11 protein-coding genes are annotated in these 14,308 nt (G+C 64.5%); 9 read left to right on the forward strand and 2 right to left on the reverse strand.

The features are described from left to right. Nucleotides 1–213 precede the first annotated feature (213 nt). A complete protein-coding gene (locus tag CMV30_RS03910; RefSeq protein ID WP_096054801.1) occupies nucleotides 214–741 on the forward strand; it encodes a BON domain-containing protein in 528 nt (175 codons plus the stop codon). An 8-nt stretch (nucleotides 742–749) separates the two neighbouring features. After that, nucleotides 750–983 (forward strand): DUF1653 domain-containing protein, encoded by a 234-nt coding sequence (locus tag CMV30_RS03915; protein WP_096054802.1) that lies wholly within the window; start codon nucleotides 750–752, stop codon nucleotides 981–983. Between the two features lie 192 nt (nucleotides 984–1,175). On the opposite strand, the gene CMV30_RS03920 is transcribed toward CMV30_RS03915, so the two are convergent. Both CMV30_RS03920 and CMV30_RS19725 read right to left on the reverse strand, forming a co-directional pair. Then, nucleotides 1,176–4,502, reverse strand: a complete 3,327-nt coding sequence (locus CMV30_RS03920) for a UTP--glucose-1-phosphate uridylyltransferase (protein WP_096054803.1) — start codon at nucleotides 4,500–4,502, stop codon at nucleotides 1,176–1,178. An 11-nt stretch (nucleotides 4,503–4,513) separates the two neighbouring features. Then, nucleotides 4,514–5,383, reverse strand: coding sequence for a sugar phosphate nucleotidyltransferase (locus tag CMV30_RS19725; protein WP_175414723.1), 870 nt, complete (start codon nucleotides 5,381–5,383; stop codon nucleotides 4,514–4,516). A gap of 95 nt (nucleotides 5,384–5,478) precedes the next feature. On the opposite strand from CMV30_RS19725, the gene nadC reads away from it, so the two are divergent. The 7 genes from nadC to CMV30_RS03960 all read left to right on the forward strand — a co-directional run bounded on the left by nadC (nucleotide 5,479) and on the right by CMV30_RS03960 (nucleotide 14,297). Beyond that, a complete protein-coding gene (gene nadC, locus CMV30_RS03930; RefSeq protein WP_096057605.1) occupies nucleotides 5,479–6,411 on the forward strand; it encodes a carboxylating nicotinate-nucleotide diphosphorylase in 933 nt (310 codons plus the stop codon). A 91-nt stretch (nucleotides 6,412–6,502) separates the two neighbouring features. Beyond that, the gene (locus tag CMV30_RS03935; RefSeq protein ID WP_096054804.1) at nucleotides 6,503–7,492 is read left to right on the forward strand and encodes a biotin--[acetyl-CoA-carboxylase] ligase; all 990 of its coding nucleotides are present in this window, start codon (nucleotides 6,503–6,505) and stop codon (nucleotides 7,490–7,492) included. Nucleotides 7,493–7,722: 230 nt separating this feature from the next. Then, complete coding sequence (locus CMV30_RS03940) at nucleotides 7,723–8,499, forward strand: type III pantothenate kinase (protein WP_096054805.1); 777 nt, start codon at nucleotides 7,723–7,725, stop codon at nucleotides 8,497–8,499. 199 nt (nucleotides 8,500–8,698) lie between these two features. Beyond that, nucleotides 8,699–9,700, forward strand: a complete 1,002-nt coding sequence (locus CMV30_RS03945) for an ABC transporter ATP-binding protein (protein ID WP_096054806.1) — start codon at nucleotides 8,699–8,701, stop codon at nucleotides 9,698–9,700. 159 nt (nucleotides 9,701–9,859) lie between these two features. Continuing rightward, nucleotides 9,860–10,612: an ABC transporter permease gene (locus CMV30_RS03950; protein WP_096054807.1), complete on the forward strand. Its 753-nt coding sequence runs from the start codon at nucleotides 9,860–9,862 to the stop codon at nucleotides 10,610–10,612. 110 nt (nucleotides 10,613–10,722) lie between these two features. After that, nucleotides 10,723–12,225, forward strand: a complete 1,503-nt coding sequence (locus tag CMV30_RS03955; RefSeq protein ID WP_096054808.1) for a GldG family protein — start codon at nucleotides 10,723–10,725, stop codon at nucleotides 12,223–12,225. A 74-nt stretch (nucleotides 12,226–12,299) separates the two neighbouring features. Continuing rightward, on the forward strand, nucleotides 12,300–14,297 hold the full coding sequence (locus CMV30_RS03960) for a DUF4340 domain-containing protein (RefSeq protein WP_096054809.1): 1,998 nt from the start codon (nucleotides 12,300–12,302) through the stop codon (nucleotides 14,295–14,297). Nucleotides 14,298–14,308 lie beyond the last annotated feature (11 nt).

The raw sequence follows: 14,308 nt of genomic DNA on the forward strand, positions 1-14,308 counted from the left end.
TTAAGTGACACTTTTCTCTGCCTTCGTTCCGCACCACTCCGCTCTGCCCCTCACGAGCCCTCACCGCGCGTCTCCACCGTCCCCGCTCTTGCCAATCTCACACGCTCCTCGCCCACTTGCTGAACCCGGCGCACTCATGGATGTCCGTGTAGCCACACTCATACCTGGTCGCTCATCCGTCTCCATACGCACCACAACCTCTCCACTCCCCTCATGAAACTTTTCATCTTTCTCCTCGGCATCGCTGCCGGTGCCGCCGGCTACCACTACTACCACAAGCCTGCCTGCCCCGCGCTTAACCCCGCACCCGCCGTCGAATCCCACTCCGACTCGTCTCACCCCGCCACTCACACCCCTTCAGCCGACACCCGCTCCTTTACCGAAAAAGCCCGCGACGGCGCCCTCGCTGCCAAGGACGGCATCTCCCAAAAACTCGTCGAGTGGCACCTCACGCCCGCCGAGATCAATCAGGAGCTCGAAAAAACCGGCCGCGTCGTCCGCACCAAAGCCGCCGCCGCTGGCCAAGGCCTTTCCAACGCCCGCCTCGTCGCCGTGATCAAGGGCAAGTACGCACTCGAAGACGACCTCTCCGCCCGCACCATCAACGTCGATGCCGACGCGGGTAAAATCACCCTCCGCGGCACCGCCAAATCCCCCGACCTCATCGCCCGCGCCATCGCCCTCGCCCTCGCGACCGACGGCGTCACCTCCGTCCACTCCGAACTCACCGTCGCCCCCTGATCGCCCGCATGTCATCCACGCCCGCTCCCAAACTCCGCCCCGGCCGCTACCGTCACTACAAAGGCAAAGACTACCAGGTCATCGACGTCGCCCGCCACAGCGAGACCGAGGAAGCACTCGTCGTGTATCGCCTTCTCTACGACGACCACAGCCTCTGGGTCCGCCCCCTCGCCATGTTCACCGAAGAGATCGAGCACAACGGCCAACGCCAGCCCCGCTTCGCCTACCTCAGCGAAACCTAAAATGAACCACACAGGCACAGAGCGCACAGCCCTCTCAACAAATACTCAAATCCTCCGAATCCTTCCGTCTCCGTGTCATCTGTGGTTAAAAATCCGAAGCTCGTTACTTCGCTCCGACCTTAGCGTCTTCGCGTCTTAGCGATTCACCTAGTCATTGCCCGCGTTCGGCGTGACATCCCATCTCCGTCACCGTCACCCAAACACGCACAGCCGCTCGATCCCCGCCGCCGACCCATCGCGCAACCACCCATCGAGCTGCGCCTGATCCTTTAGCTGCTGCCCGCGCGCCCGCGGCACCGCGAAGAACCGGATCTCCGCGTCATGCAACGTCGTCATGTCTCCCCACAGCTTCTCAAACTGCGCCACCGGCATGATGTCCTCCTGCCCGTTGCCCCAGCGCTTCTTCACATCTTTGAGCGTCACATAGCTCGGCATCTTCGCCGCCAGCGCGCGCACACCCGCCGCGACCTTCGCCGCATCGCCGATCGTCTCGCGCGTCACGCCAAACAGCTCCAGCAACGAGTCCACGTGGATCCAGTTCGTCGCCGAGTTGTAGTACGTCAGCGCGAACTCGTCTTCCTCCCGCGCCATCGCGAGCCCTTCGACCAATCGCAACTGACCGTTCACCCGAGCCAGCCCGCCGCCGCGATCCTCCAGCCGACGCCGGATCACTTCCACGCTGATCGCCGCGCCTTCGAGGATGTGCTTTCCAAAAACCACCGGATCGAGATTCGCGCCCAGCGTATCGATATTGTGGAGCATCAGATGCTCGACCTGCGGCTGCTTCGCCAGCAACTCCCGCAGCGTCCCGTTCAGCAGCAAATTCGCCACCTCGTACCAATGCCCGACCGGATGCAGACACTGCCCGGGTAAATTGTCCGTGTAGTCGCTCGCCTCGCCCGCGTTCACCGCCCAGTCGATCAGCGCCTTGTGCAGACTCGCGCGCACTTTCTCCTTCTGCGGATCGAGCTGCTGATGCGGCATCTCCTCAAACGCGAAGCGTAGATCGCGCGCCGTCGGCACCATGCGCAACCCGATCGACCTACCGGCCGACAACATCACGCGTCCGCCATAGCGGAAGTTTTTCTCCGCGCTCAAGACCGCCTCCGTCGCTCCATGCGTCAGATAACTCGTCGTGAAAATATGCGTCACCGGCGCACCGCTGAGTTTCCCCGTCGCCGCGCTCTTCGCGAGATGCGTCTCGATGAAACTCCGATGCCGCCCGCCCAGCTTCGCAAACGGATGCAGCGCCTTCACCGTCCCCGCTCCCTGCGTCCAGCGACTGCCCGCGCCCGCCGCGAGCGTCACGACCGCCACGCGTCCTTCACGCAACGCCTCCAGCCCGGCCTTCTCCGCCGCTTCATCGCGCGCATAAATCGGCACCACATCGCCCGCCGCCACGTCCTCGACCACCGCCGTCGCCGGCAGACGATTCTGCGCCAGCCCGATCCGTCCCGCACGCAACTCATCGCGAATCCGTTCGTGCTGCACCGAATCGAATCCGTTTTCCGCCAAAAGCTCGCGCACTGTCTTCGCTCCGCTCGTGCCATCTTTCCTGCGCTCCGTCTGCGCCGGAAAAATCCGCTGCATCATCGGCGCCAGCAGCGAACGCTCTCCGCCCGCGTACAAACTCGTCGCCGAAAACCGGTCCATCTCCCGCCGGATCTCCGGCCGCAACGTCCGCGGATCTTGCCGCAGCCAGCGCGGCACCATCATCAGATAATACTCCGGCGAAAACATCGCCGCGCCGGCATTGCGCAGCGTCGCATACGACCCGTTTTCGTTGATCTCAAAATCATACACAACCGGGTCCATCGCGAACGGCAGCGCCGACTCCAGCGCCCGCTTCGTCCGCGTCATGATCTCCAGCAACGTCGCTCGTGCCTGCGCCTTCACCGCCGGATCGACGAAAAAGCCCATGCCTCCGCCCGACATCCCGCCGAGCATCACGAAGCCGCGAAACTTAGCTCCAAGCGCCGCCCGCGCTTCCGCGATCAGCCGCTCAGTGTACGCGTTGCTCGCCCAAGGAATGATCGTCTGGATTGGCCCGAAGAAATTCTCCGTCGTCAGCTGCGCCACGCGCGCCACATCGCCGCTCTTCAACGCATCGACGATCCCGCGCAAAATCTGCTGCGCCTCGATCCGCGCATTCCATTCCTTCTCCAGCTTCAGCAGATATTTCTCCGTCACCATTTCCAGAATCGGACCTACGTTCTGCGACATGCCGCCGTGAACCAGAATTAAACTGTCCTGCAATTCCTTCCGCGTCCGCGCCGTGATCGCATCCGTGCCCAGCACCGTATGCTTCGGCAGCAATCGCCCCCGGCTCGTACCGTATTCGGAATCCCCCGACTCCGCCGCCATGCCTTCGATCAACTTGATCCCCGGCCACACGCCGCCCGAATCCTGCCAGCCGCCGCCCGAGCCGCCCAGCCATTCGCCCAAAATCGCGCGGCTCAAAATCGTCCGCCGCTCCGCCTCGCTCAGCGCGCCCGTCAGCGACGCCGTCTGCCCCGTCGCCCGCATGCACAGCGCGATCAAGCAGCCCAGCAGGTTCGTCGAAACCGCCAGCCGTGACCCCTTCGGAATGTCCCGCACCTGGCTCGCGATTTCCAACCCGCGCCCCGGCCCGACCAGCTTGCTCAAAATCTCCGACAACGCCTGCCCCGAGCCTTCCAACCCCGACGGGATAACCCCCGCCGCGATCACCGCCGCCTTGAGCAGCCCGAGGTAATCCTTCGCAAAATCGAAAACCTCATCGAGCGTCTTCACATCCGTCGTCGCGCCGAGATCCACACTCGTCAGCCGCAACACCGGCTCGTCGATCACCCGCAAAAACGCGCACACCGGCGGCCGCGTCTCCGCATCGCGCCCATGCACGCCAAGATTCACCGAGATATTCAGCACCTTCGCGCCATCGGGATAATCCATCCCGAGGAAAAAAATATCGCTCCACGCCGCATGACTCAGATCCATGCGCACCGCCGTCTCCTCGAACAGCACCGGCATCGGATCTTCGCTCGTCGCCCGCTCCAGCAACTCCCGACGCAGCTTCAGCGGATAATCCAGCGGATGCCCCATGCGAAACATCCACTGATTTCCCCGCACCGTGCGCACTGTCTTCTGCACCTGCTGCGCGAGCGTCTTGAACGCCAGCCCGTGATACGCCGCCGACAGCGCGCTGCTCAGCGCATCCGACGTTCCATGCGCTTTCTGATGCGCCAGAAAAACACCCACCGCTTCTTCATAACGCCGCGCGAGACAGTGCTTGTGCCCCGCAAACGGGATCGTCCCGCTCGCATCCGCCGCATAGTGCGGCGGCAGGAAATACCGGTGCAGCGCCTCCAGGAAAAAGATCGCCCGCACCCGGTGATAAAAATTCCCCGCCCGCTGCCGGTACGCCTCCAGCGCCTCCGCCATCGCCTCCAGCGCCGGCCGCGTCGCCGCGCGGCACAGTTTCTCAAAATAGTTCGCGCCGCTGTCAGCGCCTTCGACCAAAGCCAGCAAGGTAGCGTCCACGGTGATACAGCTTAGCGGCGGACCGCGGTTTTCGACGCATCGACGGCCAGCTCTTCCGCGAGCAGCGCCAGCACTTCCGTCCGCGCCGAGCCATTCAGCCCGAGCGCGATCTGCGCCCGCAACACGCCAAACTGCGCCTCCAGATCCGACCGCCTTCCCGCCAGCTCCGCCGCCAGATAACTCTCCCGCGTCGCCAACCGCGCCAGCGCGGGCGACAGCCCCAGCTTCGCCTCCGGCGCGAGCGCCGCTTTATCCTCCGCCAGCAACGTGAACACCGTCGGCGTCAGCACGTGCATCCCGAAGAAACACAGGTAATGCCCGCTCCGCAATCCCGGCACCACGCACTGTTGCTCAGCGACCGTCGGCGTCGGTTTCTCGATCACGTTGTCGATCTGATAAAGCCCTGGCCGCCCCGCGCGCAGCGATCCCGCCACCGTCCCAAAAAATCTCAACTGGCTTTCATGCGTCGCCTGCACCGCCGACACCGCGCAGCCCTCCGCCTCCGCCACATCGAGCAGCTGCCGCGTGCAGCTCTTCTCCTGATTGCTCACATAAAGATGATCGCTCACTTGCAGCAGGAATTTCTCCCCGCCCACAAACTCCCGCCCGCAATAAACCGCGTGCCCATAACCGCCCGGCGTCGCCTGCTCGATAAACACCAGCGACTTCACGTACGCAGCGAGCACCGACTCGTACGCCGCGCGATCCGCCGGCGACACGATCAGCCCCACCTGCTCGATCCCCGCTGAAAGCATTTCATCCAAAATGATCGCCAGCGCCGCCTTCGACTCGCCATTGCGATCCGTGAGCGCCTGCAACGGCAGACGCCGCTGACTTGGTCCTGCTGCGGTGATGAGAGCCTTGCGAATCGAAATACTCATGGGGTGTTTCCCACGAGCCTCGCGAACACCCCCGCCACGCCGCAACCCGGAAAAGCCGTTGAACATTCTTTCACGTTCTTGTGTCGTCCTCCGCCATGTCCGCCCTCTCGCGCGCCGATCTCTCAGACTCGCTCATTAAACGCCTCACCTGGGACGACCTCGACCTCGCCCACGCACGCAAACTCATCGAGCACGCCCGCGACGAAGACCTCGCCGGCCTCGGCCTCCGTCACCGTCCCCGCACTACCGGCGACCGCTCCACCGCCAGCCTCCAGACCACTCCCCGCCAAGGCTCCGCCGACCTCGTCGCCCGCGAACCCCTCGTCGTCTGCGGCCTCCCGCTCCTCTCGCTGATCCTCTCGATCTACGGCGGCGGCGCCACCGCCCAGCTCCGCGCCAAAGACGGCGCCTTCCTCGAAAAAGGCTCCGTCCTCGCCACGCTCTCCGGCGATCCCCGAGTCCTCCTCACCGCCGAACGCGTCGCCCTCAACTTCCTCCAGCGCCTCTCCGGCATCGCCACGCAAACCCGCCGTTACGCCGCCGCCCTCGGCAAATCCCGCACCCGTCTTCTCGATACACGCAAGACCACCCCCGGCTGGCGCATGTTGGAGAAATACGCCGTCGCCTGCGGTGGCGGCTGGAATCACCGCCTCGGCCTCTTCGACCGCGTCATGCTCAAGGATAACCACCTCGCCCTCCTCGGCGCGCTCGACGATCTCCCCTCCGCCGTCGCCCGCGCCAAAAAATCCGCCCCCGACCTCCCCGTCGAAGTCGAGGTGGACACTCTCGCCCAAATCCCGCCCGTCCTCGCCGCCGGCGCCGACGTCATCCTCCTGGATAACTTCACCCCCGCTCAGCTGAAAAAAGCCGTCGCCCTCATCGCCGGCCGCGCCTTCACCGAAGCCAGCGGCGGCATCACGCTCAAAACGCTCCCCAAACTCGCCGGCCTCGGCCTCGACTTCGCATCCACCGGCGCCCTCGTCCACCAAAGCATCTGGGTCGATATCGCCCTCGATTGGAGAAAGTGAGAATTTGTCGCAACCACGTAGCCGGCTCGTGCGTCTTATGCTTATTAACCACCCCTCTTCAGCCCCTTTCCCTCCAGCCTAACACCGCCCGATGAGCATCAGCACCGAGACCACCATCCTCCGCGCCCTGATTGAAAAAGAAAACGGCTTCGTCTCCGGAAGCATTCTCGCCCGCTCGCTCGACATGAGCCGCGTCGCCGTCTGGCAGCACATGGAAAAAATGCGCCGCCACGGCTTCGAGTTCGATGCCGTCCGCGCCCGCGGCTACCGCCTCACCAAACGCCCCAACGCCGTTTACCCAGACCTCATCCACGCCTACCTCTCCTCGCGCAAACTCGCCTTCGACCTCATCTTCAACGAGGAAATCGACTCCACCAACGACGAAGCCGCCCGCCAGCTCGCCGCCGGCCGCGAAGCCCCCTTCATCGTCGTCGCCACCAAACAGACCAAAGGCCGCGGCCGCTTCGGTCGCGTCTGGCACAGCGAGGCCAACGGCAACTTGTACATCAGCTTCGCCTTCCGCCCCCAGCTCGAGCCCGCCCGCATGCAGACGTTTACCCTCTGGATGGGCATCAACCTCTGCGAACTCATCGCCAACTTCACCCGCACCACTCCCGGCCTGAAATGGCCCAACGACATCCTCTTCGACGGCCGCAAAGCCGGCGGCATCCTCACCGAAGCCCGTATCGACTCCGACCAGATCCGCGACCTCGTCTTCGGCCTCGGCCTCAACCTCAACAGCGACTCCGACTCCTGGCCCGCCGCCCTCACCAAACGCGCCATCTCCCTCGCCGAGCACACCAACACCCCGCTCGACATCAATAAATTCACCGCCGCCCTCATCGGCCGCGTCCTCGACGCCTACGACCAGTTTGTCTCCGGCGCCTACCAGAAAACCTTCGCCGACCGCTGGCACGAGTACGACATCCTCCGCGGCAAATCCATCAAGCTCCTCCACGGCAGCGAAACCATTTCCGGCACCGCCTCCGGCATCGACGACGAAGGCTCCCTCATCGTCAAAACCGATAAGGGCCGCACCGAACGTTTCCGCGCCGGCGAAGTCACCATCGAGAAAAAATAGTCCCCGCCCTCCGAGCTAGAGCCCGCACACCGAGGTAGAGCCCGCACGCCTTGCGCGGCTATGTTCGACTCCCCCCCGCGTTCCACGCCTCTTCTCGGCATCCGCCCCCGCCCACGCCTGCGCCCCCTTCGGCATTCGGCCTTCGGATTTCATCCGCACCGCCCGCGCCTGCGCATTGGTCATTGATCAATCGGTCACTGGCCACTCCGATTGCGCCCCCGCAATCGGCCATGCTCCTCTGCATCGACATAGGCAATACGCACACCCACTACGGCGCCGTGGATAACCTCGGCTCCCGCTTCTTGCGCCAGCTGCCCACCCGCCAGATTGACCACGCCGACGACGGCTTCGCCTCCCGCCTCGCCAGCCTCATGAACGAATGCCCCGGCCTCCGCGGCATCGCCTTCTGCTCCGTCGTTCCCGAAGCCACCGAAAAACTCCGCCGCGTCCTCGAACGCGCCCGGCCTCCGCTCCCCGTTTTCCAGCTCACGTGTGACAAAAAACTCGGCGTCCCCATCGGCTACCCGCGCCCCGCCGAGATTGGCCAGGACCGCCTCGCCAACGCCGCTGGCGCTCACGCCCTCTTCGGCACCCCCGCCATCGTCATCGACATGGGCACCGCCGTCACCTTCGACATCGTCACCAAAACCCACGGCTACGAAGGCGGCATCATCGCCCCAGGCGTCGAGGTCATGCGCCGCTACCTTCACGAACAGACCGCTCTCCTCCCCAAACTCGACGACTCTCTCCAGATCGACCGCGCCATCGGCCAGTCAACGATCGAAGCCATGCGCATTGGCACTGTCATCGGCTTCGGCGGCATGATCCAGGCCCTCCTCGACGGCGTCCTCGCCGAACTCTCCGCTCGCGGTGAACCCGCCCCCCACGTCCTCGCCACCGGCGGCACCGCCGAGCTCCTCCGCAAAACCCTCCGCACTCCCTTCACCGTCGTCCCCGACATCACCCTCCGCGGCCTCGCCGCCGCCTGGGAACTGAACCAACCGTAGGGCGCGAGCTTGCTCGCTGCCTCAGAGGTAGAGCCCGCACGCCGTGCGCGGCCCTGTTCGACTCCGCCCGCGTTCCACGCCTTTTCTACGCATCCGTCCCCGCCCCACGCCTGCGCCCCTTCGGCATTCGACCTTCGTCCTTCGGATTTCCAAGCTTCCCATTCTGTAAAATTCACATGGATTAACGCCCACGCTTTCCATGCCCGAAGAAGCCCTCTCGCCCGCCATCGAAGTCCACAACCTCGTCAAAGCCTACGCCGGGGTCACCGCTGTCCACAACATCAGCTTCACGCTTCAGCGCGGCGAAATCCTCGGCTTCCTCGGACCCAACGGCGCCGGCAAGAGCACCACTATGCGCATCCTCACCGGCTACCTGCCCGCCACCTCGGGCAGCGTCAGCCTCTGCGGCATACCCGTCGCCACCCAGCCCGACGCCGTCAAACGCCTCATCGGCTACATGCCCGAAAATAATCCTCTCCCCGAGGACATGCGCGTATCCGAATACCTCTACTACCGCGGCCGCCTCAAAGAGATCCCCCGCAAAAAACTCGCCTCCCGCATCGACGAAGTCCTCGAGCTCTGCGATCTCACCCGCGTCCGCACCCGCATCATCGGCAAACTCTCCAAAGGCTTTCGCCAGCGCGTCGGCATAGCCGAAGCCGTCCTCGCCGAACCGCCCGTCATCATCATGGACGAGCCCACCATCGGCCTCGATCCGCACCAGATCCTCATCGTCCGCGACCTCATCGCCAGCCTCCGCGGCCGCATGGCCGTCATCATCTCTTCGCACATCCTCCCCGAGATCGAGATGACCTGCGACCGCGTCCTCATCATCAACCAGGGCCGCGTCGTCGCCACCGGCACTCCCGGCGAACTCCGCCGCGACATCCTCGGCCACTCGCTTTACAAACTCGAAATCGCCGGCGACATCGCCGCCCTCTCCGACGCCCTCGCCGCCGTCGAACCCACGCTCAAAATCACCGAGCAATCCGGCCCCGACCCCGTCGGTTTCCACACCCTCCGCCTCGTCACCGACCGCGACGATTCCATCGGCGAACCCCTCATGCGCGCCCTCGTCGCCGACCCCCGCTTCCGCCTCCGCGGCCTCAACCGCGAAAGCCCCACCCTCGAAGACGTCTTCCTCGCCGCCACCCGCCGCACGTGGGAACTCGTCGATGCGCCCAAACGCTCCACAAAATGACCAGTAGCCCTCCAAATCTTCCGCCCGACCTCAGCGTTCCCTGCGCCTTCTGCGGTTCAAAACTCCATACGTCACCCTCCGATCCTTCGCTCCGTCCTTAGCGTCTTCGCGTCTTTGCGATTCACCCAACCACAGCCCGCGTTCCCGCTGATTCACTCCATGCGCCACTTCCTCACCATCCTCAGCCACGAGATCCGCATGTTGCTGGTCAACCCCAGCACCTACATCGCCGGCGTCCTCTTCCTCATCGTCATGGGCTTCATGTTCACCGGCATGTTGGAGGAATATAGCAGCGCCCCCCAGGAGATCTCCCCCGCCAGCTATTTCTTCGGCGTCTTCCCCCTGCCCGTCCTCTTCATGATCCCGCTCCTCACGATGAAAAGCATCTCCGAGGAACGCCGTAACGGAACTCTGGAGACGCTCCTCACCACTCCCGTCACCACCTTCGAAGTCATCCTCGGCAAATTCGGCGCCGCCTACTTCCTCTACATCCTTCTCTGGGCCTCCACCACCGCCTTCTTCTACTTGCTCCACCGCTTCGCCGGCGACTTCGACACCGGCCCCCTCATCGGCGGCTACCTCTTCATCGCCGTCTCCGGCCTCTTCTTCATCGCCACCGGCATCTTCGCCAGCTCCCTCTCCCGCAACCAGGCCGTCTCCGGCATCCTCTGCTTCACGATGCTCTTCATCCTGCTCCTCGGCATGCATTTCGTCGGCGGCCTCGAAACCCTCAAAAACCCCGCCCTCGCTCCCATAAAAACCGCCGTCGAGTATGCCCAGGTTCTCCAGCACCTCGGCGACTTCAGCCGCGGCATCGTCGATGTCCGCCAGCTCCTCTTCTACGTCAGCGGCTCCGTCCTCTGCCTCCTCTTCAGCATCCTCGGCGTCGAAGCCAAACTCATCCACAGCTGACCCGCCACCCATGCCCACCCGCCCGCGCTCAGCCCCTCCGACACTGATCACTGGTCACTGGTCATTGGTCATTCCCTTCCACCGCCTCCCGCTCTCCGCGTAACGCGCCCATGTCCTTTCCCAACAGCTTCCGCGCCGCCCGCTGGCTCCGCACCACCAACCTCGTGCTGCAGGCCCTCCTTTTCCTCTCCTTCTTCGCCGGCCTCAACTACCTCGCCACCCAGCTCGATTTCGGCCGCTTCGACCTCACCCGCCTCCGCCAGCACTCCCTCTCCGAAGAAACCCGCGGCTACCTCGACCGGCTTAAACAACCCGTCCGCGTCATCGTCACCCTCCCCGAAAAATCCGACGACGCCAACCTCACCCAAGCCTTCGTCGACGTCTCCGAACTCCTCCGCGAATACGTTTACGCCACCGAGACCCCCACCCCCACCCGCCCCGCCACCGCCCGCATCTCCGTCGACTACATCGACGTTTACCAACGCCCCGCCGACGCCGCCCAGTACGAACTCCAAAAAGACACCGTCCTGTTCCTCAGCGGCGACCGCCGCCGCGAGGTCAGCCTCGGCGAGCTCTATAAATTCAAAGACAAGCAGCGCGAAGCCTTCCTCGGCGAACAAGCCTTCACCGCCGCCATCCTCGACGTCTCCAGCACCGAACAGAAAAAAATCTACTTCCTCACCGGCCACGGCGAAGCCGACCCCTTGAGCACCACTCCCCGCGGCCTTTCCGAACTCTACGCCAACCTCCGCGCCAAAAATTACGCCATCAACACCATCGACCTCGCCCGCGCCGGCAAAATCCCCGACCAGCCGGGCGAGAAACCCGATCTCATCATCTCCGCCGGCGCCACCAGCCGCTACGAACCTTTCGAACAGGAACTGCTCCGCAAATACCTCAGCGAAAACGCCGGCCGCCTCATGGTTTTCGTAGGTCCCGGCCTCAACCCCACCGGCCTCGAAGACCTCTTCTACGACTGGGGCCTCATCGCCGACGACGTCTGGATCTTCGACAACTCCCCGGGCGCGCAGACCGATACCGGCGCCCTCATTCTCAGCGGATACTGGCCCCACGAAATCACCAAGCTCCTCATCGAAAGTAATGAGTTCCTCGCCTTCGGCTCCGCCCGCTCCATCCGTCCCCACCCCGGCGCCGTCCCCGATCCAAGCCGCTCTGTTTCTAAACTCGTCGGCGCCAGCGTCACCGCGTGGGGAGAACGCAGCTACACCCGCGGCCCGCCCCAGTTCAGCCCCGGCGATCTACGCGGCACCAAGGATAACGAAATCGCCCTCGTCGCCGCCGCCGAACGCCTCGCCGCCAAAGACAACCTTCCCTTCTCCGTCCCCGTCGGCCGCCTCGTCGCCTTCGGCTCCGCCGACTTCATCAATAACGCCAACCTCTTCCAACGCGGTAACTCCATCCTCTTTATCTCCGCCCTCAACTGGCTCGTCGATCGCGACACCCAGCTCAGCGTCCCCCCGCGCAAGATCGATAAATTCCAGCTCTCCCTCAGCCGCCAGGAACTCGTCCGCCTCCGCTACAGCCTCCTCTTCGGCCTCCCCGCCGCCGCCGCCTTCCTCGGCATCATCGTCTACTGGACCCGCCGCCGCTAATTTCATGACGCGATGAAGCCAATGCCACCGCCGCTTCATCATTCATAATTCTTCATTCTTAATTTCCCGATCCCGTGCGCACCAAAGTCACCCTCGTCCTCGTTTTCCTCAACGTAGCCCTCTTCTACGTCATCTTCTTCGTGCAGGAGAAATGGAAACCCGCGACCGACACCTCCGTCATCCTCGGCCCCGAAGTCGCCAACATCCAGTCCCTCACCGTCACCGACAACACCACCGGCGCCACGACCGCCCTCGAACGCCGCGGAGAGAAATGGTTCCAGACCCAGCCCCTCGCCTGGCCCGCCAACGAACTCGCCGTCCGCACCATCATCAGCGAACTCCAGTTCCTCCGCCCCATCTCCCAGTTCCCCGTCGCCGACCTCGAAAAAAGCGGCCTGAGCCTCGCCACCTACGGCCTCGAAAAACCCCCGCTCACCCTCTCCTTCACCCCCGCCACCTCCCCCGGCGCCCCGGCCCCTGCCCCCGTCCTCGTCCGCATCGGCAACTCCACCGATGTATCCAACTACCTGTATATCCTCTCGCCCGACGGCACCCGCATCCACGTCGTCCCCCGCACCCTCGCCGAAAGCCTCTCCCGCACGCTTCAAAGCATGCGCTCCGACGAACTCTTCACCATCCGCGTCTTCGAAGCCCGCTCCCTCAACCTCGAACCCGCCGCCGGCTCCCGCGTCCGCTTCCGCCGCGAAAACGACAAATGGTTCATCGAAGGCCTCAGCATCAGCCTCACCCGCGCCAATAAACAACTCACGGAACTCGCCCTCGCCGACCTCCGTGCCCTCCGCGTCCACAGCTTCGTCAACCCCACCGCCCCCGAAGCCGAAGCCGCACGCGCCGCCCTCGCCACCCCCGCCCTCCGCATCACTATCGAGGGCAACAACCGCCGCGAGACCCTCCTCCTCGGCCCCGTCGCCCCCGCCGCCTCCGTACCTTCCGAATCCGCCTCTCAACCAGCAACCCTCAACCCTCAACTCCCCGACTCCCCGCCCGAACCCGCCACCCTCCGCTACGCCTTGATGGAAACCGACGAAACCGGCGGCACCACCCCCGCTCGCGCCACCCTCTTCACCGTCTCCATCCGCGATAAATTCCTCAACGGCACCCTCCTCAACGCCCAGCGCGAACTCCGCGAAAAACAAATCCTCGACCTCGATCCCTCCACCCTCTCCTCCATCACCATCGCCTCTCCCCAATCCACCCAGGAACTCGTCCTCCAGCGCCTCGACACCTCCAACGCCTGGCAGATCGTCCTCCGCAACCCCGGCCGCGAAGTCCAGACCCAGCCCGCCGACCGCTCCATCGTCGAAACCCTCATCGCCAGCCTCGTCCGCCTCTCCGTCGACGACACCCCGGAAAACCCCGGCTTCATCGACGTCGCCTCCGAAGCCCAGAAAGAAGAGTTCGGCTTCAACCGCCCCGCCCGCACCCTCACCTTCACCGGCCCCCCCGCGCAGCCCCCCGTCCGCCTCCTCATCGCCTCCAGCCAGGACCGCCGCACCTACGCCCGCCTCGCCAGCCAGGAATACATCTACCGCATCTCCGACGAAATCCTCCGCGAACTCCCCGTCGATCCCCTCCACTACCGCGAACGCCTCCTCCGCGAACTCCCCGCCAGCACCACCCTCACCGCCCTCAAACTCACCGACCTCTCCAACGACACCGTCGTCCTCGACACCTCGCTCCCGCTCCCGGCTGACACTACGCTCAACCGCGAAGCCATCGAGTCCCTCGCCACCCAGCTCCGCACCCTCCGCGCCAAAAACTTCACCGCCACCGAGTTCACCAAAACCGTCACCACCGCCGGCGAAGAACGCGGCTGGAAATACCGCCTCGACGCTTCCCTCACCTCCACCCCCACCAGCGCCCCCGTCACCTCCACCCTCTTCATCGCCGACCGCTCCGGCGGCGGTATCCAGTTAGTGGGCTCACCCGAATTCAACGCCGTCTTCGAAGCCGAACAACCCCTCATCGAAGCCCTCTTCCCCCTCACCTACGGCCCCCGCGACCCCGGCCCTCCCCCCGCCCCGGCCCCAACAGCAACCCCGGCCCCCTGATGAGCCCGCCC

The sequence above is a fragment of the Nibricoccus aquaticus genome, assembly GCF_002310495.1.
In the GTDB taxonomy this organism is placed as follows: Bacteria; Verrucomicrobiota; Verrucomicrobiia; order Opitutales; family Opitutaceae; genus Nibricoccus; species Nibricoccus aquaticus.